Annotated in this window: 23 protein-coding genes; 17 read left to right on the top strand and 6 right to left on the bottom strand. The window is 33.0% G+C overall.

Features of this window, described 5'->3' with window-relative positions:
- On the bottom strand, positions 1-4,497 hold the full coding sequence (gltB, locus tag V6251_RS13690) for a glutamate synthase large subunit (RefSeq protein WP_341588738.1): 4,497 nt from the start codon (positions 4,495-4,497) through the stop codon (positions 1-3).
- A 445-nt stretch (positions 4,498-4,942) separates the two neighbouring features.
- Here gltB and V6251_RS13685 point away from each other — a divergent pair, with 445 nt between their 5' ends.
- From V6251_RS13685 to V6251_RS13675, 3 genes are read left to right on the top strand one after another with little or no spacing between them, the layout of a single operon-like run.
- The gene (locus tag V6251_RS13685; RefSeq protein WP_341588736.1) at positions 4,943-5,929 is read left to right on the top strand and encodes an outer membrane beta-barrel protein; all 987 of its coding nucleotides are present in this window, start codon (positions 4,943-4,945) and stop codon (positions 5,927-5,929) included.
- A 12-nt stretch (positions 5,930-5,941) separates the two neighbouring features.
- Positions 5,942-6,280: a P-II family nitrogen regulator gene (locus V6251_RS13680; RefSeq protein ID WP_090836999.1), complete on the top strand. Its 339-nt coding sequence runs from the start codon at positions 5,942-5,944 to the stop codon at positions 6,278-6,280.
- A 6-nt stretch (positions 6,281-6,286) separates the two neighbouring features.
- Positions 6,287-7,519 (top strand): ammonium transporter, encoded by a 1,233-nt coding sequence (locus tag V6251_RS13675; protein WP_341588732.1) that lies wholly within the window; start codon positions 6,287-6,289, stop codon positions 7,517-7,519.
- A gap of 137 nt (positions 7,520-7,656) precedes the next feature.
- On the opposite strand, the gene leuB is transcribed toward V6251_RS13675, so the two are convergent.
- The 4 genes from leuB to V6251_RS13655 are packed head-to-tail and all read right to left on the bottom strand — an operon-like array spanning position 7,657 to position 11,938.
- Positions 7,657-8,775 (bottom strand): 3-isopropylmalate dehydrogenase, encoded by a 1,119-nt coding sequence (leuB, locus tag V6251_RS13670; RefSeq protein ID WP_341588730.1) that lies wholly within the window; start codon positions 8,773-8,775, stop codon positions 7,657-7,659.
- 10 nt (positions 8,776-8,785) lie between these two features.
- A complete protein-coding gene (gene leuD / locus V6251_RS13665; protein ID WP_341588728.1) occupies positions 8,786-9,376 on the bottom strand; it encodes a 3-isopropylmalate dehydratase small subunit in 591 nt (196 codons plus the stop codon).
- A gap of 1 nt (position 9,377) precedes the next feature.
- A complete protein-coding gene (gene leuC, locus V6251_RS13660; RefSeq protein ID WP_341588726.1) occupies positions 9,378-10,760 on the bottom strand; it encodes a 3-isopropylmalate dehydratase large subunit in 1,383 nt (460 codons plus the stop codon).
- A 2-nt stretch (positions 10,761-10,762) separates the two neighbouring features.
- A complete protein-coding gene (locus tag V6251_RS13655; RefSeq protein ID WP_341588724.1) occupies positions 10,763-11,938 on the bottom strand; it encodes a 2-isopropylmalate synthase in 1,176 nt (391 codons plus the stop codon).
- A gap of 148 nt (positions 11,939-12,086) precedes the next feature.
- Between V6251_RS13655 and V6251_RS13650 the strand changes: the two genes are divergently transcribed.
- Together V6251_RS13650 and V6251_RS13645 are read left to right on the top strand one after the other, a co-directional pair.
- The gene (locus V6251_RS13650) at positions 12,087-13,637 is read left to right on the top strand and encodes a hypothetical protein (RefSeq protein ID WP_341588722.1); all 1,551 of its coding nucleotides are present in this window, start codon (positions 12,087-12,089) and stop codon (positions 13,635-13,637) included.
- A 218-nt stretch (positions 13,638-13,855) separates the two neighbouring features.
- Positions 13,856-14,065 (top strand): hypothetical protein, encoded by a 210-nt coding sequence (locus V6251_RS13645; RefSeq protein WP_341588721.1) that lies wholly within the window; start codon positions 13,856-13,858, stop codon positions 14,063-14,065.
- On the opposite strand, the gene V6251_RS13640 is transcribed toward V6251_RS13645, so the two are convergent.
- On the bottom strand, positions 14,054-14,644 hold the full coding sequence (locus tag V6251_RS13640; RefSeq protein WP_341588719.1) for a riboflavin synthase: 591 nt from the start codon (positions 14,642-14,644) through the stop codon (positions 14,054-14,056). The two genes, V6251_RS13645 and V6251_RS13640, sit on opposite strands and share 12 nt — an antisense overlap.
- Positions 14,645-14,710: 66 nt before the next feature.
- Between V6251_RS13640 and pdxA the strand changes: the two genes are divergently transcribed.
- The 12 genes from pdxA (at position 14,711) to V6251_RS13580 (ending at position 26,021) form a co-directional block, all read left to right on the top strand.
- Positions 14,711-15,757 carry a 4-hydroxythreonine-4-phosphate dehydrogenase PdxA gene (gene pdxA / locus V6251_RS13635; protein ID WP_341588717.1) on the top strand — a complete coding sequence of 349 codons (1,047 nt, stop codon included), beginning with the start codon at positions 14,711-14,713 and terminating at the stop codon, positions 15,755-15,757.
- Between the two features lie 72 nt (positions 15,758-15,829).
- A complete protein-coding gene (locus tag V6251_RS13630) occupies positions 15,830-16,369 on the top strand; it encodes a YceD family protein (RefSeq protein WP_341588715.1) in 540 nt (179 codons plus the stop codon).
- 9 nt (positions 16,370-16,378) lie between these two features.
- The gene (gene rpmF / locus V6251_RS13625) at positions 16,379-16,579 is read left to right on the top strand and encodes a 50S ribosomal protein L32 (RefSeq protein ID WP_028282597.1); all 201 of its coding nucleotides are present in this window, start codon (positions 16,379-16,381) and stop codon (positions 16,577-16,579) included.
- 176 nt (positions 16,580-16,755) lie between these two features.
- A complete protein-coding gene (locus tag V6251_RS13620) occupies positions 16,756-17,751 on the top strand; it encodes a beta-ketoacyl-ACP synthase III (RefSeq protein WP_145005201.1) in 996 nt (331 codons plus the stop codon).
- 33 nt (positions 17,752-17,784) lie between these two features.
- A complete protein-coding gene (gene accB, locus V6251_RS13615; RefSeq protein ID WP_145005204.1) occupies positions 17,785-18,264 on the top strand; it encodes an acetyl-CoA carboxylase biotin carboxyl carrier protein in 480 nt (159 codons plus the stop codon).
- An 85-nt stretch (positions 18,265-18,349) separates the two neighbouring features.
- Positions 18,350-19,702 carry an acetyl-CoA carboxylase biotin carboxylase subunit gene (accC, locus tag V6251_RS13610; RefSeq protein WP_028282600.1) on the top strand — a complete coding sequence of 451 codons (1,353 nt, stop codon included), beginning with the start codon at positions 18,350-18,352 and terminating at the stop codon, positions 19,700-19,702.
- Positions 19,703-19,789: 87 nt separating this feature from the next.
- Entirely contained in the window at positions 19,790-20,467 is a 678-nt protein-coding gene (locus tag V6251_RS13605) for a hypothetical protein (RefSeq protein WP_341588712.1), read from the top strand.
- Positions 20,468-20,489: 22 nt separating this feature from the next.
- Entirely contained in the window at positions 20,490-22,379 is a 1,890-nt protein-coding gene (locus tag V6251_RS13600) for a hypothetical protein (protein WP_341588710.1), read from the top strand.
- 6 nt (positions 22,380-22,385) lie between these two features.
- Positions 22,386-23,744: a hypothetical protein gene (locus tag V6251_RS13595; RefSeq protein ID WP_341588708.1), complete on the top strand. Its 1,359-nt coding sequence runs from the start codon at positions 22,386-22,388 to the stop codon at positions 23,742-23,744.
- A gap of 22 nt (positions 23,745-23,766) precedes the next feature.
- Positions 23,767-24,879 carry an NAD(P)/FAD-dependent oxidoreductase gene (locus tag V6251_RS13590; RefSeq protein ID WP_341588707.1) on the top strand — a complete coding sequence of 371 codons (1,113 nt, stop codon included), beginning with the start codon at positions 23,767-23,769 and terminating at the stop codon, positions 24,877-24,879.
- Between the two features lies 1 nt (position 24,880).
- Complete coding sequence (mtgA, locus tag V6251_RS13585; RefSeq protein ID WP_341588706.1) at positions 24,881-25,567, top strand: monofunctional biosynthetic peptidoglycan transglycosylase; 687 nt, start codon at positions 24,881-24,883, stop codon at positions 25,565-25,567.
- Entirely contained in the window at positions 25,560-26,021 is a 462-nt protein-coding gene (locus V6251_RS13580; RefSeq protein WP_341588704.1) for a 3-oxoacyl-ACP synthase, read from the top strand. The genes mtgA and V6251_RS13580 overlap by 8 nt, the downstream gene beginning before the upstream one ends.
- The last annotated feature ends 21 nt before the right edge of the window (positions 26,022-26,042 follow it).

Raw genomic sequence — 26,042 nt, 5'->3', positions numbered from 1 at the left:
TTACGCTAATTCTAGTTGTTCTTGTTCTAATCTCACTAAGGCTTGTCTGTACTCTTCTGGTAACACTTTTTTAAACTTAGGAAGGTAATTGTTCCAGTCTTTTAAAATACGTGCTGCTAATGGACTTCCTGTTGCTTCAAAATGATTTTCGATTAATTGTTTTAGCTGAAGACTATCTGCTTCGTTTTCAATTGGATTGATATTTAGATCTTCCGAATTGCAATTCTGTTTAAACGTTCCTTTGTCGTCTAAAACATAAGCGACTCCTCCGCTCATTCCTGCTCCAAAGTTTCGACCTACAGTACCAAGAATAACAGCAACTCCACCAGTCATATACTCACAACCATGATCTCCAATACCTTCGACTACTGCTTGTGCTCCTGAATTTCTAACACAAAAACGCTCTCCAGCTTTACCATTTATATAAACTTCTCCAGAGGTCGCGCCATACAGTGTTACGTTTCCTGTAATGATATTGTCTTCCGGAATAATGGTGCATTTTTCTGGCACTTTAATAATTAATTTAGCTCCGGATAGCCCTTTACCTAGGTAATCATTTGTGTTTCCGTGCACGGTAAATTTTAAACCTTTGGTTGCGAAGGCTCCAAAACTTTGTCCTGCAGAACCTGTAAAATCAATATCTATAGTGTCTTCAGGTAGGCCATCTGCTCCGTAAATTTTCGAAATTTCGTTACTTATAACTGCTCCAACTGCTCTATCTATATTTGTGATAGGCATAGCTAAGTTTGTTTTTTGTCTTCTAAATAAAGCTTGATGTGCCTGTTTTATGATTTTAAAATCTAAGTGCACATTCAAGTTATGGTCTTGACAATACGTGTTGTATAGTTGTACATCTTCTGCGACTTCTACTTTGTGTAAGATTGGTGTTAAGTCAATTCCTGAAGATTTATAATGGTCTATGGCTTTGTTTCTGTTTAGTTTTTGAGATTGTCCAACCATTTCGTTGATAGTTCTAAACCCTAGTTTTGCCATAATCTCACGTAATTCTTGTGCTACAAAATACATGTAGTTAACCACGTGCTCTGGTTTTCCTTTAAACTTTTTACGTAAGTCTGGGTTTTGGGTTGCAATTCCGACTGGGCATGTGTTTAAATGACACACACGCATCATAATACATCCTGAAGCAACTAAAGGTGCTGTTGCAAAACCGAATTCTTCTGCGCCAAGTAAGCAAGCAATAGCAACATCGCGACCTGTTTTTAATTGTCCGTCACATTCTAAAACTACGCGATTTCTAAGGTCATTCATCACTAAGGTTTGCTGTGCTTCTGCAACACCAAGTTCCCAAGGTAAACCTGTATGTTTTTGTGAAGTTAAAGGCGTGGCTCCTGTTCCTCCATCAAAACCAGCAATTAAAATAACGTCTGCTTTTGCTTTAGCAACTCCTGCTGCTACTGTGCCAACACCAATTTCTGATACTAGTTTTACATTAATTCTAGCTTCTCTATTTGCTGATTTTACATCGTAAATTAATTGCGATAAATCTTCAATAGAATAAATATCGTGATGTGGAGGTGGCGAAATTAATCCTACATAGGGTGTCGAGTTTCTTGTTTTTGCAATTTCTGGATTCACTTTTGGTCCAGGTAATTGTCCACCTTCACCAGGTTTTGCACCTTGTGCTATTTTTATTTGAATTTCGCTTGCGCTTGTTAAGTAGTTGGAAGTGACTCCAAAACGTCCTGAAGCGACTTGTTTGATTGCTGAGTTTCTCCAGTCTCCTTGTGAGCTTTTGTAGAAACGTTCTTGGTCTTCTCCACCTTCACCAGAGTTAGATTTTCCTCCAATTCTGTTCATAGCAACCGCTAAGTTTTCGTGTGCTTCTTTACTAATAGAACCATAAGACATGGCTCCGGTTTTAAAACGTTTTACAATTTCTGTCCAAGGTTCTACTTCCTCTAAAGGAATTGGGTCAAATTGATCAAATTCAAATAAGCCTCTAATAGTCATTAGGTTTTTAGACTGATTGTTTACTAGTTTTGAAAACTCCTTGAATGTAGTTGCTTTATTGGTTCTTACCGATTCTTGAAGTTTCGCAACTGTTAGTGGGTTAAACATGTGTTTTTCTTGTCCACGTCTCCATCTGTAATCTCCACCAACTTCAATTTGTGGTTCTGTATTTTTATGAAAAGCTCTTTTGTGACGTTTAACAATTTCTTGTTCAATTTCTCTTAAGCCAATACCTTGAATACGTGTTGGTGTATTTGGGAAGTATTTTTCGACTGTCGAGGTTTTAATTCCGATACATTCAAATAATTGAGAGCCACGGTACGAGTTTAAGGTTGAAATCCCAATTTTGTTCATCACCTTTAAAATCCCTTTTCCAACTGCTTTATTGTAGTTTTTAATGGCAGCTAAATATTCTAAATCTGTAAGATCTGCATTGTTGATTTGTTGTTGAACAATTTCATTTACAATGTAAGGGTTTACAGCACTTGCGCCATAACCAAATAATAAGGCAAAGTGGTGGACTTCACGTGGTTCTGCAGACTCAATAATTAAACTGATTCTAGAACGCTTTTTTAATTTGTGTAAGGCGTGATTGACGTAAGAACATGCTAAAAGCGCAGGAATTGGTGCGTGATTTTCGTCTACAAATCGATCGGATAAAATAATGATGTTTGCACCTTCGTCAATAGCTTTAGAAGCTTTAGTGACTAAGTTTTCAAGTGCGACTTCCAGTTCATTTAATCCACGATTTACTTCGTATAACATCGAAATGGATTCGACTTTAAAATCAGGATTAGTATCATAATCTCTAATCTTATCTAAATCGTGTTTAGAAATAACCGGGTTCTGAATTTTTAATTTTTTACAATGTTCCGCATTGATATCAAATATATTGACGTCACTACCAAGCGTTAAGCTTATATCTGTAATTAACTCTTCTCTAATTCCGTCTAAAGGCGGATTGGTAACTTGAGCAAATAACTGTTTGAAGTAGTTATAAATTAATTGTGGTCTTTCTGATAAAATAGCAATTGGCGTATCGCTTCCCATGGATCCAATAGGTTCTTTCCCTAATTGTGCCATCGGACGAATAATAGTATTTAAATCTTCTTCTGTATAGCCAAAAACAACTTCACGTTTTTTAAGATCAATTTCATCATATTTAATATGGCCTTCTTTAGCTTCAATATCGCGAAGATGTATCAAATTTTCGTTTAACCATTGTCTGTAAGGATGTTTGGCTGCTATTTCTTCTTTGATTTCTTCATCATTAACAATACGACCTTCGCTCATGTTTACTAAAAACATTTTTCCTGGTTCTAAACGACCATGGAATTCTATGTTTTCAGGAGCAATGTCTACAACGCCAGTTTCGGAAGACATAATAACGTTTCCTTGTTTTGTTACGGTATATCTTGAAGGACGTAATCCATTTCTATCTAAAACAGCACCTATAAAATTACCGTCTGTAAATGGGATTGAAGCCGGTCCGTCCCAAGGTTCCATTAAGCAAGAGTTGTATTCGTAAAACGCTTTTTTAGAATGCGACATGTGTGGGTTTTTCTCCCAAGCTTCGGGTACTAACATCATCATTGCTTCTGGAAGCGAACGTCCCGTCATTAATAGTAATTCCACAACCATGTCTAGGGTTGCAGAATCTGATTTTCCTCTTAAAATAGTAGGGATTATTTTTTTAATATCATCTCCAAATAATGGGCTTTCCATGATTTCTTCACGAGAAAACATACGTGATACATTACCTCTAACCGTGTTTATTTCTCCATTATGACAGATATATCTAAAAGGCTGTGCTAAATCCCAAGTTGGAAATGTGTTGGTAGAAAAACGTTGGTGTACTAATGCTAATCTTGTGTCTAAAGCCGAGTTGAATAAGTCTAAGTAATATTCGTTAATATGTTCCGGCATTAATAAGCCTTTAAATATTATGATTTTAGTAGATAGACTTGGTAGGTAGAAGAATTGTGATTCTGATAATTTAGAGTCATATATAGTGTGTTCTGCAATTTTTCGTGCAGCATATAATTTTATGTTGAATTCTCTTTCGGTTTGGGTATCGCTAGCCTTTCCAATAAAAATTTGTTTTACAAAAGGTTCTGTTACTTTTGCAATTTCACCTAAAACAGTACTATTAACTGGTACGTCTCTCCAGCCAATTAATTTAAGGCCTTGATTTTGGATTTCTTTTTCAAAAACATCAATACAGTATTGACGTTGGTTTTCTTTTTTAGGAAGAAATACATTACTAACTGCGTATTCTCCAGCTTCAGGTAAATCAAACTCACAAAAAATCTTAAAGAATTTATGCGGAATATCAATTAATATACCTGCGCCGTCTCCTGTTACTCCGTCTGAACTTACAGCACCACGGTGTTCTAATTTTACTAAAATTTCAAGTGCTTTATGGATGATGTCGTTAGATCGTTTTCCCGTTAAGCTACATATAAATCCTGCACCACAATTATCGTGTTCAAATTCTGGTAAATAAAGTCCTTGTTTTTTTAGCATAATAAGTCAATTTTAAAGGCTTTTTGGGCCTTATTACAACTGTAAGATACACGCTAGTAATTGAATTTAAAAAAAGTATAAACACTTTTCCGAAATTCTGATTTAGACTATTATATAATACACTATAAACAATATTATACTGATTAAACTAACAAATCATCAAAGCGAAAAACACATTAAATAGGATTGTTTATTGCGAAAACGATTGCGTAAAATATAAAAAACTGAATAATATTTAAATAAAACATGATTTTTATAAGAATTGTTCATTATCTACGATGTGAGATTAGTAAAAAAAGCATAGGTATTTTGTGATACCCTATAAAAAATAGGGTATAAAATAAAATTATAATAAAAATGAGTCTAGAACCCTGCATTTTTTAGGGGTTAAATAGATTTTAACATAGATTTGGGATATTAACCAACCATTTTAACACCAATTTTTATGAAACAATTACTGACCCTATCGCTTCTTTTGGTTGCAACAACTTTGTTTGCTCAAGAGGATGCTAATACACCAGAAAAAAAGTTTGCTTTTGAAGGTAGTGTGGATGCATACTACAGAACCAATTTAACAGCGCCAAATGATGAAAATCAAATTGCACCTGCAACATCTTTTGCCGATACGGGTGGATTTTCTTTAGGAATGGGAAATATTATTGCATCCTACGAAAAAGGACGTGTTGGAGCTGTTGCGGATTTAGTCTTTGGTCCAAGAGGTGAAGATGCAAGTGCAACAGTATTAAATCAGTTGTTTGCTTTTTATAACATTAGCGAAAACACCAAATTAACCTTAGGTAAGTTTAATACGTTTTTAGGTTACGAAGTTATTGCGCCAGCAGGAAACTTTAATTATAGTACTTCTTATTTGTTTTCTAATGGACCATTCTCTCATACGGGTTTGAAAGCAGACTTTACTTTGTCAGAAGATTTTAGCCTAATGTTAGGAGTGTTTAATCAAACGGATGTTACGGAGTTTAATCCAGACGGAAGTTATGCAGTAGGTGCGCAACTAGGATATGATGGTCAGTATTTAAACTTATTATATGATGCTGCCGGTTTAGGTTTTGAAGTAGATTATACTGGAGGTTTTGATGCCTCAGAAGACTTTTTTGTTGGGATCAATGCAGCGTATGCGGATAATGATGGTGAAGGATTTTATGGCGTGGATTTGTATCCTCAATATGGTATTAGTGACACCTTTACTATAGGATTAAGAGGGGAATATTTTCAAACACAAAGCGAATCTGTAGATGATGATCCAAGTGTTATTGGATTAACGCTTACTGGAAGTTTGGTTATTGACGAAGATTTAATTATTAAACCAGAATTTAGACTTGATAGTAGTTCTGAAGACGATTTTATTGATACAGATTTAATGGCAACAAAAAGCTTAGGTTCTTTTGTTTTGGCAGCGATATATAAATTCTAATAAAAACTAATTATGAAAAAAGTAGAAGCAATAATCAGAAAATCTAAATTTTCTGCAGTTAAAAATGCATTGCATGAAGTTGGCGTAAATTTTTTCTCTTATTGGGATGTTACAGGTTTAGGTAACGAAAAAGAGGGTCATGTTTATAGAGGAGTTTCTTATAGCACAAGTGATATACAAAGACGCTATTTATCAATAGTTGTTAATGATGATTTTGAAGAAGTAACCATAAAAGCCATTTTAGAATCAGGTTCTACTGGAGAGGTTGGTGATGGTAAAATATTTGTCTCACAAATTGATGAGGTCTATAGAATAAGAACAGGAGCAAAAGGCGGAAACACTTTAAAATAAAAAACAATGGAATTACTTACAATAAACAATGTATGGATGATGATCTGTACAGCCTTGGTTTTCTTTATGCACTTAGGATTTGCATTTTTAGAGATTGGGTTAACACGACAAAAAAACACATTAAACATTTTATTTAAAAACATATTTATTATTACGGTAGGTCTATTGCTTTACTGTTTAGTAGGATTTAATTTAATGTACCCTGGTGAATTTAATGGGTTTATAGGATTTGCTGGTTTTGGATTAGATGCGCCAGTAACAGCAGAAGGTACTTTAGATTTGGCATATAATGAAGGTTATACGTATTGGACAGATTTCTTATTCCAAGGGATGTTTGCAGCAACAGCAGCAACTATTGTGTCTGGTGCAGTAGCAGAACGTATGAAGATTGGACCATTTATGGTTTTTACAATAATATATGTTGGATTAATATATCCAATTGCTGGTTCTTGGAAATGGGGTGGCGGATTTTTACAAACACTAGAAACTCCTTTTTATGACTTTGCAGGATCAACATTAGTGCATTCTGTTGGAGGTTGGGCAGCTTTAGTGGCTGTATGCTTATTAGGCTCAAGAATAGGTAAATTTAAAGATGGTAAAATACAAGCTATTCCTGGACATAATATTCCATTAGCAACTGCAGGAGTTTTAATACTATGGTTAGGATGGTTTGGTTTTAATGGAGGATCTGTATTGTCTGCAGACCCATCGTTAACGTCATTAACTTTAGTAACAACTTGTTTGGCAGCAGCAGCTGGTGGAGTTGTTTCGGCTTTTGTGTCTTTACTTAAGTTTAAAAACTTGGATTTAACGATGTTTTTAAACGGAATTCTTGGAGGATTAGTTGGGATTACTGCGGGAGCAGATCAAATGAGTCCTACTGATGCTATAATTATTGGCGCAGTGGCAGGTGCAATTATTGTTTTTGCGGTGTCTTTAATTGATAGGTTAAAGTTAGATGATCCTGTTGGAGCTATTGCAGTACATTTAGTATGCGGTATCTGGGGTACTTTAGCTGTTGGTCTTTTTGGAGAATTAGCCAGTGGTGCACAGTTTGTAAGTCAGCTTATAGGTGTGGTTTCTTATGCTGTTTTGTGTATAGTATCGTCGTTTTTAATTATTTATACATTAAAGAAAACAGTTGGAATTAGAGTTTCTGAAAAAGAGGAATTGGAAGGACTTGATGCTCATGAGCATGGTATGGATGCGTATCCAGACTTTAGATTAAATGAACATTAAGCTTTAGTTAATTTGTTGAAAAAACCTGAAGACATTTTGTTTTCAGGTTTTTTTTATGCCTAATTTTAAATAGTATAAAGCAAAAAAAAGCTCAGCAATTTAATTGCTGAGCATGTTTTAGACTAACAAAAACAGTGTTAAATAATCGTAGATTGTCCTAAGTGAATATTATTGAAATTAATATTCGTGTCATTTGGGTTACTTATAAAATCGGCAATAAAATCTCCAACCTTAGAGGTAGAGACATTAGTGTAGGATGCGTTTAAATCTGGCGTTGTAATTTCTAGTTTTAAAGATTTTTCAACACCTTCTTTAATTAGATTGGCTTCTTCGTGTAGGTCAAAATGCTCTAAAAGCATTGCTGCGCTTAATATAGATGCAATTGGGTTTGCAATCCCTTTTCCTGTTGCTTGCGGGTATGATCCATGTATAGGTTCAAACATTGCATATTTGTCACCAATGGAGGCTGATGCAAGTAATCCAATAGAACCGCCAATTACACTAGCTTCGTCACTTATAACGTCTCCAAATAAGTTTTCGGTTAAAATAACATCAAACTGTTTTGGGTTTAAAATCATTTGCATGGCAGCGTTATCAACAAATAAAAAATCTAAGGTTACATCTGGGTAGTCCTTTGCTAAATCGGTAACGACTTTGCGCCATAATCTAGAGGTTTCTAAAACATTAGCTTTATCTACTAGTGTTACCTTTTTCTTTCTGCTTTGCGCGTTTTTAAATGCTAAATGTGCGATACGTTCTATTTCGTATTTAGAATATTCGCATAAATCAGACGCTGTATTTCCGTCTTCACTTAAATATTTTTTACCAAAGTAAATTCCGCCTGTCAATTCTCTGTAAATACTAATATCTGTTCCCTCTATAATGTGTTGTTTTAGAGGTGATTTATCTAAAAGCATATCATACGCTTTTACAGGTCTTATGTTTGCGTACAAACCAAGTTCTTTTCTAAGTTTTAGTAAGCCTTGTTCTGGTCTAACTTTTGCTGTTGGATCATTATCGTATTTAGGGGCTCCAATAGCTCCAAATAAAATGGCATCACTAGATTTGCACAAATCTAAGGTATTGTCAGGTAATGGATTGTTGTGTTGATCAATTGCTACTGCGCCAACAGGAGCTTCTTTAAATAAAAAGGTGTGATCAAATTCTAAAGCAATAGCTTTTAACACTTTGATTGCTTGATTAGTCACTTCTGGGCCTATACCGTCACCAGGTAAAACTGCTATGTTTAATTTCATAGTATAATTATTAGTATGTTTTTTTGGCTTCAAAAGCCGAAATAGTTTCTTTTTTACTTAATAGGTAGTCAATATCATCATAACCATTAATCATACAAGTTTTTTTGTAAGCATCAATGTTAAAAGCTTCCTTGAAAGAAGTGCCTTTTACAGAAATGATTTGCTCTTCAAGATTAACTTCTAAAATAGTCTCTGGATTTTCTGTGGTAACGTCTAGTAGTACTTTTAAAAATTCTGCTGAAACTTGAACAGGTAATAGCCCGTTATTTAAGGCGTTTCCTTTAAAAATATCCGCAAAAAAACTTGAAACAATAACTTTAAAGCCATAATCGCTTAAAGCCCAAGCTGCGTGTTCGCGACTAGAGCCGCAACCAAAATTATCTCCGGCTACTAAAATGCTTCCTGAGTATTTAGGATTGTTTAAAGAGAAAGAGTTATTTGCTGAATCATCTTTATTAAATCTCCAATCTTTAAAAAGGTTGTCTCCAAAGCCTTTTCGGTCTGTTGCTTTTAAAAATCGAGCAGGAATTATCTGATCTGTATCTATGTTTTCTATTGCTAACGGAATAGCTTGAGATTGTAATGTTGTAAACTTTTCCATCTTAATTTAGTTGTTTTGTTATGTCCACAATCTTACCTTCAATAGCTGTTGCAGCTGCAACTAAAGGACTGGCTAAAATAGTTCTAGAGCCTTGTCCTTGTCTTCCTTCAAAGTTTCGGTTTGATGTTGAAACACAATATTCGCCTTGCGGAATCTTATCGTCGTTCATAGCTAAGCAAGCGGAACAACCCGGTTGTCTTAGCTCGAAGCCAGCTGCGTCAAATACATCTTTAAGACCTTCTTTTATAATTTGAGCTTCTACTTGTTTACTACCAGGAACTAACCAAGCGGTAACATTATCTGCTTTTTGTTTTCCTTTTATGTAGTTTGCAGCTACTCTAAAATCTTCAATTCTAGAGTTGGTACAGCTTCCAATAAAGACATAGTTAATAGGTTTGTTGATTAAAGATTCTCCTTTTTTGAAATCCATGTATTGTAGAGATTTTTCAAAAGAAGCATCGTCTATAGTTGGTATGTTTTCAGTCACTTTAATTCCCATTCCTGGGTTGGTACCATAAGTTACCATAGGTTCTATATCTTCCGCGTCAAAAGCATATTCTTTATCAAAAACAGCATTTGCATCCGTTGGTAGTGTTTTCCAATAGGCTACTTTTTTGTCAAAAGCATCTCCTTTTGGCGCAAATTCTTTATCCTTTACATAGTCAAAAGTGGTTTGGTCTGGGGCAATCATTCCGCCTCGAGCGCCCATTTCAATACTCATATTACAAACGGTCATTCTGCCTTCCATGGACATGTTTTCAAAAACATCTCCTGCATATTCGCAGAAGTAACCTGTGCCTGAGTTTGTGCCTAATTTGGCAATGATGTATAAAATAACATCTTTGGGTAATACGCCATTTTTAAGTTTACCGTTAACAGTCACTCTTAAGCTTTTTGGCTTAGTTAAAAGTAAGCATTGACTAGCAAAAACTTGTGCTACTTGACTGGTTCCAATACCAAAAGCGATAGTTCCAAAAGCACCATGTGTTGAGGTGTGGCTATCTCCGCAAACCATTGTCATTCCTGGTTGGGTAATCCCTAATTCTGGAGCCATAACATGGACAATCCCATTGTATTGGTGTCCTAATTGGTAAAGTGTAATATTGTTTTTTTTACAGTTTTGAGATAATTGTTCTAATTGATTCCTAGACAATAAATCTTTAACTGGTAAGTGTTGGTTTTGTGTTGGTGTATTATGATCAGCAGTAGCAACAATTTGTTTTGGTCTAAAAACAGGAATGTTGCGTTCTTCTAGCTCATTAAAAGCTTGCGGACTGGTCACCTCATGTATTAGGTGTTTGTCAATATATAATACTTGTGGTCCGTCTTTAACGGTCTCTACAACGTGAGCATCCCAAACTTTGTCAAATAATGTTAGTCCCATAATTAAGCCGAAATTATTTGTTGATACATTTTGCTAGTTTCAATAATTTGGTGGATATCGCCATCATTTATTTCTTTTTTTCTATCAGCAAAACTTAAAAAGTTGGCATAAACATCATCTAATTGAAGTTTAGTTAGTTCGTAACCTACATTTTTTGCTCTGTATGCTAAAGCGGCACGACCACTTCTGGCGGTTAAAACAATTGCAGACTCTGTAACACCAACATCTTTAGGGTTGATTATCTCATAAGTTTCACGGTTTTTAATCACACCATCTTGATGTATACCTGAGCTATGTGCAAAAGCATTAGCGCCAACAATGGCTTTATTAGGTTGCGTGTAAATTCCCATACTTTCTGATACTAACTGACTAAGTCCGTAAAGCATTTCGGTTTTTATGCTGGTGTCTAGATTTAAGTAAGGGTGTTGTTTTAAAACCATGACTACTTCTTCAAGCGCAGTATTACCAGCACGCTCTCCAATTCCGTTTATGGTACATTCTATTTGTCTTGCTCCGTTAATAACGCCTTCAATAGAGTTGGCAGTTGCTAGACCTAAATCGTTATGGCAATGACACGATAAAATGGCTTTTTCAATTCCTTTAACGTTCTCTTTTAAATATTTAATTTTTGCGCCATACTCACTAGGTAAACAGTATCCTGTAGTATCTGGTATATTTAGTACTGTTGCTCCGGCTTTTATTGCAGCTTCGCATACTCTTGCTAAATACTCGTTGTCTGTACGTCCGGCATCTTCAGCGTAAAACTCGACATCTTCAACAAAGGATTTAGCATATTTTACAGCATCGTAAGCACGTTGTATAATATCCGCTTTGTTAGATTTAAATTTATGAAGTATGTGGGAGTCTGATGTGCCAATTCCTGTGTGGATTCTTGGGTGTTTAGCATGTTTTAATGCTTCGGCAGCTACTTTTATGTCGTTTTCTACAGCTCTAGTTAAGCCGCAAACGGTAGCAGTTTTTACGATTTTTGATATTTCTTCTACCGATTTGAAGTCACCTGGACTAGAGACGGGAAAACCTGCTTCGATTACATTAACACCTAGTTGGTCCAATTGCTTAGCAATAATTATCTTTTGCTCTGTGTTTAGCTTACATCCTGGCACTTGTTCGCCATCACGTAGAGTAGTATCAAATATTTGAATTGAGTTTTTTGACATTTTAAGAGAGAATTATTTTTCTTTTGAATTACTAATGTATACTTTGGTTAACTGTTTGATTTAGCATTGGAGGAGAAGCTACGATGTTCAAGACACGAAATATATTATAAAACACTAAAAATCAGTTACATAACAAAGTAATTAGTTGATGACTAAAGAGCAAAAAGATAATTTATTTTTATTAGTTAAGTCTTTAACTAAGTCTGAAAAGCGACAATTTAAATTGTACGTGGGTAGACTTGGAGTGAATTCTGATTCTAAATTTTTAAACCTTTTTAATCTTTTAGACAAAGCTTCAGTGTATAATGAAAACGCTATTTTAAAAAGTGGAGTGGTTAAAAAACAGCAGTTAGCTAATGTTAAAGCACACTTGTATAAGCAAATATTAATTAGTCTTAAATTAAACCCTTCTCATCAAAATATTCGCTCTCAAATAAGAGAACAATTGGATTTTGCATCTATATTATATCATAAAGGATTGTATAGACAGAGTCTTAAAATCTTAGATAAGGCTAAAGAGTTAGCAATAATTAATGAAGAAAAAAACCCTGCTTTTGAGATTGTCGAACTTGAAAAAATTATCGAAACACAGTACATAACTAGAAGTATTAGTAACAGGGCAGATCAATTAACTATTCAGGCAAAAGAATTAAGTGAGTTAAATGTTGTTGCTAGTAAGCTATCTAATTTATCACTACAGCTTTATAGTATAATATTAAAAACGGGTTATGTGAAAAATGAGGAAGAAAGCAAAGCTGTCACGACGTATTTTAATGACAGATTGCCTAAAGTAGATTTATCTGCTTTGGGGTTTAGAGAAAAATTATGGTATTATAAAGCGTATTTGTGGTATAGTTTTTTAACACAGGACTTTTTAAACTGTTATAAATATGCTTTAAAATGGGTGAATTTATTTTATGAAAACCCTAATATGATTAGCTTAAATCCCGTGTTTTTTTTAAAAGGAAATAACTATTTGTTAGAGGCTTTATATTTTATAAAAAATAAAGAAAAATTTGAAACTAAGTTGGCTAGCTTTCATTCTGTTGTTAACCAATCTAATTTTCCGAAGGATGAAAATGTGGCTTCTTTAGTTTTTTTATATGGTAATTTTCATAAAATAAATTTACACTTTATAGATGGTAGTTTTGATGATGGCTTAATATTGATTCCGGAAATTGAGACTGAATTGGTTCAATTTGATAATAAAATAGATGCACATCATAAAATGATATTTTATTACAAGTTTGCAAGTTTACATTTTGGAGCTGGTAATAATAAGGAGTGTATTAAATACTTAGATAAAATTATTTCTAATAAATCATTGTCAATGCGTGAGGATTTATTGTGTTTTTCTAGAGTTTTAAATTTAGTAGCACATTATGAGGCAGGATTGGATTATCATTTAGAAACCTTACTAAAAAGCACTTACAAGTTTTTAATTAAAATGAACGACTTACATGAAGTGCAAAAAGAGATGATAAAATTTATTAGAGGATTACAAGATATTTATCCTCAGGACATTAAAAAGGAGTTTAAAAAATTATTAGAAACTTTAAAACAATATGAAGACCATCCTTTTGAACGTCGTGCTTTTTTATATTTAGATATTATCTCGTGGTTAGAAAGTAAAATTGAAAATAAGCCAGTGGGTAAAATTGTACGAGACAAATATTTAGAACTATTTGCTAAGTCATAATTTATAATATTGTTAAAAATAAATAGTTTACACGTAAAAAATAAAGTGACTTTTAAATAAAAACTGATGTTATCAAATAGTCAAATAAATCAAAATTCACAGCTAAAAGCGCAGTTTACCGAAGAAAACAGTATTTAAAAGGTGTTTTTGTTTAAAAAAGAGAATCAAATGTTTTGATAGCATGCTTTTTTTATTACATTTACAATCTCAAATCAGCAATGAAGAAAAATAAAACATTAATAGCAACAGTCTTATTTTTAATAATAAGCATAGTTGGTGTAGCTCAGATAGTAACTCCACCACCTCCAGCACAACAAGTACCTCCTGTAGGGTTGCCAATAGATGGTAATATTATTGTGCTTGTAGTTATAGGTTTGTTATATGGTGTTTATAAGTTGATATTTAAGCGTAAGTCATCAAACATTTAATTCGTTTAGACGCTTTACGTACTTTCCAATAACGTCAAATTCTAAGTTTATTTTAGTGCCAATTTTAAATTGTTTAAAATTTGTATGCTCATGCGTGTAAGGTATTATAGCTACGCTAAAACTATTTTTTTGAGAGTTTACGACAGTTAGACTTACGCCATTTACTGTAATAGATCCTTTTTCTATTGTAATATTGTTTAGCTCTGGATCATATTTAAAAGTATACAGCCAGCTTCCGTTAGTTTCTTTAGCTTCTATACATAGTGCTGTTTGGTCTACATGACCTTGTACAATGTGACCATCCAACCTGTCTCCAAGTTTCATAGCACGTTCAATATTTACAATATCATTTATTTGTAAATCTCCAATATTGGTTTTATCTAAAGTTTCTTTAATTGCAGTAACTTTATATTGGTCATCATTTATTTCAACTACAGTTAAACAGACACCATTGTGTGCAACACTTTGATCTATTTTTAACTGATTAGTAATAGTACTTTCAATAGTAATATCTAAATTGTCCTTAACTGTTGTTAATTGCTTAACAGTACCTAGTGTTTCAATTATTCCGGTAAACATAAACTTAATCGTATTATTTGGTTAAATTTGCTTTGGTAAATTTACAAACAATAGTTATTAGTATTAATGAAGAAAGAAGAAAATATTAGACTAGGAATATCAATAGGAGACCTAAATGGTATTGGAGCCGAAGTGGTTTTAAGAATATTTGAAGATAATAGGATGTTAGATTTTTGTACGCCAATTATTTTTGCTTCGATCAAAACCATGAGTTTTGTAAAAAACCACCTAAAATTGGATATTAATTTAAATGGTATCCATAATATAAATCAAGCATTACCTGGACGTGTCAACGTTTTAAACTGCTGGAAAGAAAACGTAAACATAAATTTTGGTCAAGAGGATCTTAAAATAGGTGAATACGCAATTAAATCTCTAGTTCAAGCAACAAAAGCGCTAAAGGATGATCTTATAGATGTATTAATTACAGCTCCAATTAACAAGCATAATATACAGTCGGACACGTTTAAGTTTCCTGGTCATACAGATTATCTTAACCAAGAGTTAGAAGGTAATAGTTTAATGTTTATGGTAACTCAAGGATTAAGGGTTGGGTTATTAACAGATCACGTACCAGTAAAAGATATTGCTAATCACATTACCCCTAAACTTATCGAAGAAAAGATTGCGACAGTATATCAATCATTAGTTCAGGACTTTAAAATTAGTAAACCAAAAATTGCTGTTTTAGGCATTAATCCACATACAGGTGATAATGGTGTAATTGGAAGTGAAGACGATACCGTTTTAAGACCAACATTACAAAAAATTAAAGCGACAGGTAAGCTAGTTTTTGGTCCATATGCAGCCGATAGTTTTTTTGGATCAGATAATTACAAAAATTTTGACGCTATAATTGCATCATATCATGATCAAGGATTAATACCATTTAAAACGTTATCTTTTGGTCAAGGTGTAAATTATACAGCAGGATTAAATCGTGTAAGAACATCTCCAGATCATGGAACAGCCTATGAAATAGCAGGAAAAGGAACCGCAGATATCAGTTCTTTTAAAGAAGCTATTTTTACAGCAATACAGATTTTTAACAACAGAAAAGAATACGAAGAGCTTACCAAAAACCCATTAGGATTTTCAAAAAGAAAGATATAAACAAAAAAATGTTTATAAGTCTTTTTAATAAAGAAAATTTTATATATTTGCAGGCTCAAAATAGATGTGGTAATGAAGCAATTAAAAGAATTTACAATACCATTTGTAGGTTTAAAAATAGGAAAACATCATTTTGATTATAGTATAGATCAAACGTTCTTTAATCATTTTGAATATGAAGACTTTAACTCTTGTAATATTAAAGTAGATTTAATTTTAGAAAAAAAATCAACTTTATTAGAGTTACATTTTGATATTTCAGGAACAGTAAACGTCAATTGTGATGTTACAAACGAACCATTTGACCTGCCAATAACAACAGAATTTGATTTGGTAGTAAAATTTGGAGACGAGTATAATGATGAGTATATAGACATATTAATCATTCCGCATGGAGAATATGAACTAAATGTACAACAATATATATATGAGTCAGTTGTGTTAGCATTACCAAGTAAACGTATACATCCAGGTGTGGAAGACGGAACATTAGATTCTGAAATACTTGACAAATTAGATGAACTTAGCCCAAAGCTAAAAGATAAAAAAGAAGACAAAGAGGAAACAGATCCTCGTTGGAATACATTAAAAAAACTATTAACGGATAAATAATAATATAAAATGGCACATCCTAAGAGAAAAATCTCGAAAACAAGAAGAGATAAGAGAAGAACACATTATAAAGCAGTTGCGCCACAAATTGCAACTTGCCCAACAACAGGTGAAGCTCATTTATACCACAGAGCGCACTGGAGTGAAGGTAAACTTTACTACAGAGGTCAAGTGTTAATTGACAACTCAGTTGAAGAAAACGTAGCATAATTACTATGCATGCATATAGAAAAACGCTCACTTGTGGGCGTTTTTTTTATGATTTGTTTTTCTTTACGTTAAAAAGCATTTACTTTGCATAGAATTAGTCTAAAAAAGAGTAATTTTATTATAATTAAGTCAATATAGGTCATTTTAGACCTTTTTTTGACTAAAATAGCTAAAAAATGAGCAAAATCTCTGCTGCAATTACTGCTGTTGGTGCCTACGTACCAGACTATGTTTTGTCTAACAAGGTACTAGAAACTCTTGTAGACACAAATGATGAATGGATAACATCAAGAACAGGAATAAAAGAGCGTAGAATACTTAAACTAGAAGGCGAAGGGACATCTTACCTTGCCATTAATGCAGCTAAAGATCTGCTTAAAAAACGTAATCTAGACCCTAAAGAAATAGACTTAGTTATTGTCGCAACTGCAACACCAGATTTGCCTGTTGCTGCAACAGCGGTATATACAGCAACCCAAATTGGAGCAACTAATGCATTTGCCTATGATTTGCAAGCAGCTTGTTCAAGTTTTCTTTATGGTTTATCCACAGCAACTAGTTATATAGAGTCTGGACGTTACAAAAAAATATTACTTATTGGAGCAGATAAAATGTCGTCTATAATAGATTACACAGATCGTGCTACATGCATTATTTTTGGAGATGGTGCAGGAGCTGTTTTATTAGAGCCAAATACAGAAGGTCTAGGTTTTCAGGATGAATACCTTAGAAGTGATGGTTCTGGTAGAGAATTTTTAAAAATTGAAGCAGGTGGATCAATATTACCACCTTCACAGGAAACCATAGACAACAAACAACACTTTGTACACCAAGATGGACGTACAGTATTTAAGTTTGCTGTTTCTAATATGGCAGATGTTTGCGAAAAAATAATGGAACGTAACAACCTTAGTCATGATGATGTATCATGGTTGGTGCCACACCAGGCTAATATGCGTATTATTGACGCAACAGCTAACAGAATGAGTTTACAAGACGATAAAGTCTTAAAAAACATACACAGATATGGTAATACAACCTCTGCAACATTACCATTATTATTAAACGATTTTGAATCCAAGCTTAAAAAAGGAGATAATTTAATATTTGCTGCTTTTGGAGGTGGATTTACTTGGGGTTCTATTTATTTAAAATGGGCTTACAACTCTTAAACTAACTAAAATAAAGATTAATAACTTATAATTATGGATTTAAAAGACATTCAAAACTTAATTAAATTTGTTGCTAAATCAGGAGCAAGTGAAGTTAAATTAGAAACTGACGATGTAAAAATCACGATAAAAACGGGATCAGAAACAGAGACAACTTACGTTCAACAAATTCCTATGCAGGCTCAAATGCCAATGCAACAAGCAATGCAACAAGCTCCAGCAGCACCAGCCTCTACAGAGGCAGCAGCACCTGCAGCTGATGAAAATTCAAAATATATCACTGTTAAATCTCCTATTATTGGGACTTTTTACAGAAAACCATCTCCTGACAAACCATTATTTGTAGAGGTAGGACAAACAATTGCAGAAGGTGATGTACTTTGTATTATCGAAGCAATGAAATTATTTAACGAAATAGAATCTGAAGTATCAGGTAAAATTGTTAAAATATTAGTGGATGACTCTTCTCCAGTAGAGTTTGATCAACCATTATTTTTAGTAGACCCATCTTAATTTTAGATTATTAGTGTTTTTGACTGCTTGTAAAGTAGTTGAAAAATCGAATAATCAAATCGTCTAATTATCTAATTTATACAAGATGTTTAAAAAAGTATTAATTGCCAATAGAGGAGAAATAGCATTACGTGTTATCAGAACCTGTAAAGAAATGGGCATAAAGACCGTTGCAGTATACTCTACTGCAGATGCTGAGAGTTTACACGTCAAATTTGCTGATGAAGCAGTTTGTATTGGACCTCCAGCAAGTAGTGAGTCTTATTTAAAAATGTCAAATATTATTGCTGCAGCAGAAATCACAAATGCAGATGCCATCCATCCTGGTTATGGATTTTTATCTGAAAATGCTAAGTTTTCTAAAATCTGTGAAGAACACCAAATTAAATTTATTGGTGCATCTGAAGAGATGATTAACAGAATGGGAGACAAAGCAAACGCTAAAGCAACTATGATTGCTGCAGGTGTACCTGTAGTACCAGGAAGCGAAGGTGTAATAGCAGACTTTAAAGACTGCCTAAAAGTAGCTAAAGAAACAGGATATCCTGTAATGCTTAAAGCTTCTGCAGGTGGTGGTGGTAAAGGTATGCGTGCTGTTTGGAAAGAAGAAGATTTGCAAAATGCTTGGGAGTCTGCTCGTGCAGAATCTAAAGCTGCTTTTGGAAATGATGATATGTACATGGAAAAACTTATTGAAGAGCCACGTCACATCGAAATCCAAATTGTAGGAGATAGCACAGGAAAAGCATGTCACTTATCAGAAAGAGATTGCTCTATCCAACGTCGTCACCAAAAGTTAACAGAAGAAGTACCTTCTCCGTTTATGACAACAGCTTTACGTAAAAAAATGGGTGAAGCAGCTGTAAAAGCAGCAGAATATATTAAATACGAAGGTGCAGGAACAGTAGAGTTTTTAGTAGATAAGCATAGAAATTTCTACTTTATGGAAATGAATACGCGTATCCAAGTAGAGCATCCAATTACAGAGCAAGTTATTGATTTTGACTTAATCCGTGAGCAAATTTTAGTTGCAGCAGGTGTGCCTATTTCTGGAAAAAACTATACTCCAAATTTACATTCTATTGAGTGTCGTATTAATGCGGAAGACCCTTTTAATGACTTCCGTCCGTCACCAGGAAAAATTACAACATTACATGCTCCAGGTGGTCATGGTGTTAGACTAGACACGCATGTATATGCAGGTTATAGCATTCCGCCAAATTATGACTCAATGATTGCTAAGTTAATTACAACAGCTCAAACTAGAGAAGAAGCTATCAATAAAATGAAGCGTGCTTTAGATGAGTTTGTTATAGAAGGAATTAAAACAACCATTCCTTTTCATAGACAATTAATGGATCATCCAGATTATTTAGCTGGTAATTATACCACTAAATTTATGGAAGATTTTGTTATAGAAAAGCAAATAGAAGAATAAAACTAAGACTCCGAAATTAATTTCGGAGTTTTTTTTTGATGCATATAACAAATAGCTTCAGTATATTTGAATACTAAAGCAATTTACATGAAAAGTCCTAGTTACCTAAAATACAGCCTTTTGTTATTGGTGTTTTTTTCAATAACATCTTGTTTTGAAATTATTGAAGAGATTGATCTAAATAGTGATGGTACAGGTACAATGACCTTTACATTAAACATGAGTAAAAGCAAATCAAAATTAGCTTCAATCATGTTGTTAGACTCTGTAAATGGTTATAAAGTGCCTTCAAAAGCAGATATACAAAAAGGATTAAACGATATGGTTTCGGAGCTTAAAAAAGCAGAAGGCATTACTAATATTGTTAAAACAGCAGATTACGAAAATTTTGTGTTTTCAGTAAAATGTGATTTCAATAAAATCGATAATATCAATAAGATTACTAACAAAATAACTAGTCAACAAAAAAGTAACGCTGCATCTACTTCTTATCTTTTTGATGATAAAAACGGTGTTTTTAAAAGAAAATATACCTATTCCTCAGAAGTAAAAAAACAGTATAATAAATTAAAAACCGAGAATAAAAAGGTGTTTAATGATGCCTCTTATACAGTGATTTATAGATTTGATAACGAGGTAATCAGTCAAAATAATAAACAAGCTAAAGTTTCTAATTCTAAAAAAGCAGTCATGCAACGCGTAAGTGCAATGGATGTGATTAACGGTACAGGAGACTTTACGACTCATATTCAATTAAAAAAATAATCCTTAAACTAACAACCAACCAATGAAAAAATTATCATGTGTAATCATGCTATGTGCATCTGTATTTTCTTTTGCACAAAATTCAACATCAAAAATCCCAAGTGATGCAGCTGTTGTTGCTACAATAAAAGGAAATAATTTGTTACAATTAATGTCAATAGATGAGTTAAATAACTCGTTTATGGGAACTGAGATTTTAAAAGAATTATCCAGAAAACAGACTAAATACAACTCGTTGGAAGATTTTGGTTTTGACTTAAATGGCGCTGCTCATTATTTTTTCCAAGCTAATGATAGTATTAATTACAACGCATTTATCGTTCCTTTAAAAAATGTAACTGCTTTTGAAAGTTTTTTAACCACTCAAAGCAAAAAAGAAATTGCAAACGTTAACGGAGTCAGGTCTTTTAAAGATCATAATCAAGGCGGAATTGTTTGGGATAGCTCAACTTTGATAATGGTTGTTGGAAGCACTAACGATGCGTATTTTCAAAACCCAGAGGTCATGGAGCGTTACGGACTAACACAGGATGATTATTATGGATACGTAATAGATGATGCTGTTGTTGAAAGTGCAGAGGATTACGATGATGAAGTTATTGAGGCTGAAGAAGCATATGAGGAAGAAATAGAAGAAACGGTTATCGAGTCTACAGAAAGTGAAGAGGTTTATGAAGACGAGTATATGGAAGAGGAAGCTACTGAGGTTGTAGAATATAATTACAATAATGATGCGTCTAACTACCAAATTAAAAGCGCCATAAATAAAAATTGGGCTTTATTAAAGGCAGAGCAGCTTTTAAAGCAACAACCAAATCGTTCTATCTTAAAAAACAAATCATACTTAAGTAGTTTAGACAGTAAAGCAGAAGCTACATTATGGGTTAATGACTTTGGGCAATTATACTCTAATATGTTAGGGTCTATGTACTACAATCAATTAGTTGGTTTTGATTTATCAAGCATGTATACTAATAATGGTTTAACAGCTAAATTGTTTTTAGAAAACGACAAAATGGTACTAAATACAAAGTACACTATGTCTGATCAAATGGCTGATAGTTATAAAAAAATGACCTCTAGAAAACTTAATAAAAAGTTTTTAGACTATGTAAATGAAGACAGAATGATTGGCTTTATGAGCTACTCTATAGATACAGAAGCCATGTTAGAAGAGTATCCTAAATTAATGAAGTCTATGTATAGCAACATGCCATACTACGGAGAAGAAGCTAGTTTGGGTATAGATTTATTTTCCTTATTATTAGATGAGGAAGCTGTTGGAGAAGTAATTAATGGAGATTTACTATTTTTATTATCAGGTATCTCTCAGCAAGAAGTTACTTATACTACATACCAATATAATGACGATTATGAGTATGTTGAAGTGGAAAAAACAAAAACAGAAACAGTTCCAGATTTTTTATTAATGGCATCTACGGATGAGCCTAGCATGCTTAATAAATTAATCCAATATACTGTAAATAAAGAGATGGTAACTTTTAACAATGGTTATTACACATTTGAAATTCCAAGAAGCCCACTGGCTATTCACTTTGTAATTAAAGACGGAATTGCTTTTTTAGGTACATCTGAAGTAGAAATGAATAAAATCGTCTCAGGTACATTTGATGCTAAAGTAACATCTAAAACTAAAAAAATGATGTTAGACAATTCTTATTCAGTATTTGTTAGTGCTAAACAATTAGCACAACAATTACCAATAGAAGAGATGGGAATTGACAGAAGTGGTAAGCTAGAATGGTTTTTAAACACAACAGAGGATGCATACATTACAGCATCAAAAATTAAAGGAAATGCAGTAAATAGCGAAATGGTTGTTGGTGTGCCTCCAACCGAAGAAAATGCTTTAAAATACATCTTTAATATCATCGAAAAATTTGCAAAATAATTATTAATGAAAATTAAGAAAATATTAAAAAAAGCAGCCATTATTATTAGTGTGCTGCTTTTGGCTTTTAAAGGCTTTTTAATGTACCGTAATTACACGTCTTACCAAGATGTAATACATTATAAGGCCAATCAAATAGTTAAGGTAAATATTGACGATATCGCTCAATCACTAGTGTTTAATGCAATTGCAAATCCTTCATTTTATTTAAAATCAAAAAGGGAGAATGACTCCATTATTGATGACGATGACAAACAAACAAAAGGATTCAATATTCCTGCTAACATCTTTTTATATACTATTAAAGGACAACCTATAACCACAGTATTTACATCCTTTAAAATTTCAGAACAAAACACCTTTAAAGACTACCTAAAAGCTAATTATAAAACTGAAGATTTTAAAGACACCCAAGACTTTACTGTTGCAACAGTATTAAATAATAGTGTGGTTATAGCATTTAACAAAACACAAGCAGTTATTGCATACAATCCAAGTAAGGACGATGTAAATCAAGTGTTTGAAGACATATTGGTAAATCATAAAACATTAGAAAAGTCAGATGTAAAATGGGAGAAATTACAGGATGCAGATGGACATTTTAATTACCTCACAAAAACAGATCATTTGGCTATTAATTTTCAATCTGGAAAAGCTATAATACAAGGTGATTTTGTATTGCCAGTATTTTTGGACACTCCAAAAGTTTATAAAAGCACAAATTTTTCTAAAGATGCTAGTGTAACTTTTAATCTTAATCTACTTTCAACATTAAAGTATGTAAACTTTAAACACAAAAATCAAAGTGTAGACATAGACAGTTTAGATACATATTATAAAGGTCATATGGCTCTAGAAATTGCTAAAGCAACATCACAATTAGACTCGGTAATAACTTATGAGTATAATGACGATTTTGAAAAAGTAGAAACCCTGACAACGGTAACAAAACAAGTACCAGAAATTAATTTGCAATTAACCTCTGACGCTTCAAAACTTTATAAATATTTAGAAAAAATAGCGATAGTAAAAGACGGTAAATTAAGTAAAGATATATTTCCTTTGTATCAAGTTAAAATAGATTCTACTAACGCTAAAAGTTTGCAAGCAAGTACCAATTTATCCAATACAGTAAAATCTATATTAAACGAAACTTCAGAAGTTTTTGCTTTAAACGTTAATTTTGAAAGGCTGCAAAAGCAGAATCATTTTCCAATGATACATGATTATTTAGAAAAGCTAAAAACATTAAAAATTATTGGAAATAATTCTCAAAACGAAGCAATAGCAGTAAATGGACAAATGATTTTAAAAAATCAAGATATTAATGCCTTAGCTCAGTTTTTTATTAATCAAAAAGAATAAACAAATTTAGTATCTTACTAAGATGACATTAAGCTATTGGGAAATAAAATCATGGTTAACCAACGTGGATTATACTATTGTTGGTAGCGGAATTGTAGGTTTAAATTGTGCTTTGCAATTAAAAAAACGTTTCCCCAAAGCCAATATTTTAATATTAGAAAAAGGTACTTTACCTCAAGGAGCAAGTACTAAAAATGCTGGTTTTGCTTGTTTTGGTAGTTTGTCAGAAATTGTAGCCGATCTTAAAACACATACAGAACAAGAGGTTTTAGATTTGGTGCAAAAACGAGTCAAAGGGTTACAAAAATTAAGAGATAATCTTGGAGATAAAACCATAGATTATCAACAATTAGGAGGTTATGAGTTGTTTAATACTAACAGTGATTTATTTGAAACCTGTTTACATCAAAAAACGTTAGTTAATAATTTATTAAAACCTGTTTTTGAAGACAACGTATTTAGCCTTAAAGAAAATAGATTTGGTTTCAAAAACATCAAAAACCAATACTGTTTTAATCAATTTGAAGGACAAATAGACACAGGTCGTATGATGGAGGCATTACTGCAAAAAGCACTCTTAAAAGGCATTAAAATACTTAATAATGTTTCGGTGTCTGGTTTTTCAGAAGATGCCAATGCTGTTAAAGTTGAAACGAATCAATTTAGTTTTTCGACTTCAAAATTATTAATAGCAACAAATGGCTTTGCTTCGGTTTTGAATATTCCAAAAGTTAAACCAGCAAGAGCACAAGTGTTAATTACAAAACCAATAAAAAATCTTCATATAAAAGGCACGTTTCATTTGGATGAAGGGTATTATTATTTCCGAAACATCGATAACAGAATACTATTTGGAGGTGGACGGAACCTAGATTTTAAAGGCGAAGAAACTACTGAATTAAGTCAAACAGATTTAATTCAGAATAAACTAGAAGCGTTATTAAAAACTACAATTTTACCAAATACACCTTTTCAGATAGAGCATCGCTGGAGTGGAATTATGGGAGTAGGAACTCAAAAAAAACCAATTGTAAAACAGCTTAGTAATAATGTGTTTTGTGGTGTGCGATTAGGCGGAATGGGAGTTGCAATTGGAAGTTTAATAGGAGAAGAATTAGCAAACCTAATAGCGTAATATGTTTAAAAAAATATTCAAATTTTTAGCTAAATGTTTACTTTGGTTTATTATTTCAACCGTTGGTGTGGTGGTTTTATACAAGTGGATGCCTGTACCAATAACACCATTAATGGTCATTAGATATTTTGAAAAGGACAGTCCAAAACTTTTAAAACACGATTGGGAGCCAATAGAAAATATCTCTAAAAATTTACAACTAGCAGTGATTTGTAGCGAAGATCAAATTTTTTTAAGTCACAATGGATTTGATTTAAAAGCAATTGAAAAAGCGTACGAAAACAATAAAAAAGGAAAACGTGTTAAAGGCGGAAGTACCATAAGTCAGCAAACAGCAAAAAATGTATTTTTATGGCCACAGCGTAGTTGGTTACGTAAAGGTTTAGAAGTTTATTTTACGTTTTTAATAGAGACCATTTGGGATAAAGAACGTATTATGGAAGTCTACTTAAATAGTATAGAAATGGGCAACGGTATATATGGCGCAGAGTCGGCAGCTCAATATTGGTTTAAAAAACCAGCTTCAAAATTATCAAAATTAGAAGCCTCTGCTATAGCAGCAATATTACCCAACCCAAGAAAATATAAGGCTAATCCTGTTACTAATTACATAGCCTCTAGAAAAAATTGGATAATAAAACAGATGAATTTTTATGGTCCTTTAAATTATAAAACAGAGGATGAATAGCACTGAAAAAATTAAACAAGCATTGCATGATAGTTGCGCTTTGTTTACAAAAAATAGGCTGGATACCATTAATAAAACCATTTTAGAACTGCAAGAATCCTTAACCTCTGAGACTAAAAGTAGCGCTGGAGATAAGCATGAAACTGGGCGAGCTATGGTGCAATTAGAACGCGAAAAAGCAGGACATCAATTAGCTCAAATCCAAAAAGTAAACCAGTTATTAGTCAAAATAAGTACAGAAAAGACCTCTAAAATTATTGGCTTAGGTAGTGTTGTTTATACCACAAAATCCAATTATTACATTGCTATAAGTGCTGGAGAGCTAGAGGTTGACACTCAAAAATTTTATGCAATTGCAGCCAATACGCCTATTGCACAATTGCTTTTAGGTAAAACAATTGGCGATGATATTGTTTTTAGGGCACAAAATTTTTTAATAACAAATGTTAACTAACGTCTAAATCAACAATTTTCG

It is taken from the genome of Olleya sp. Ti.3.14, assembly GCF_038154885.1.
GTDB lineage: Bacteria > Bacteroidota > Bacteroidia > Flavobacteriales > Flavobacteriaceae > Olleya.
Note: the sequence above shows the minus strand (reverse complement) of the source record. Positions and strands in the feature narration are given on the sequence as shown.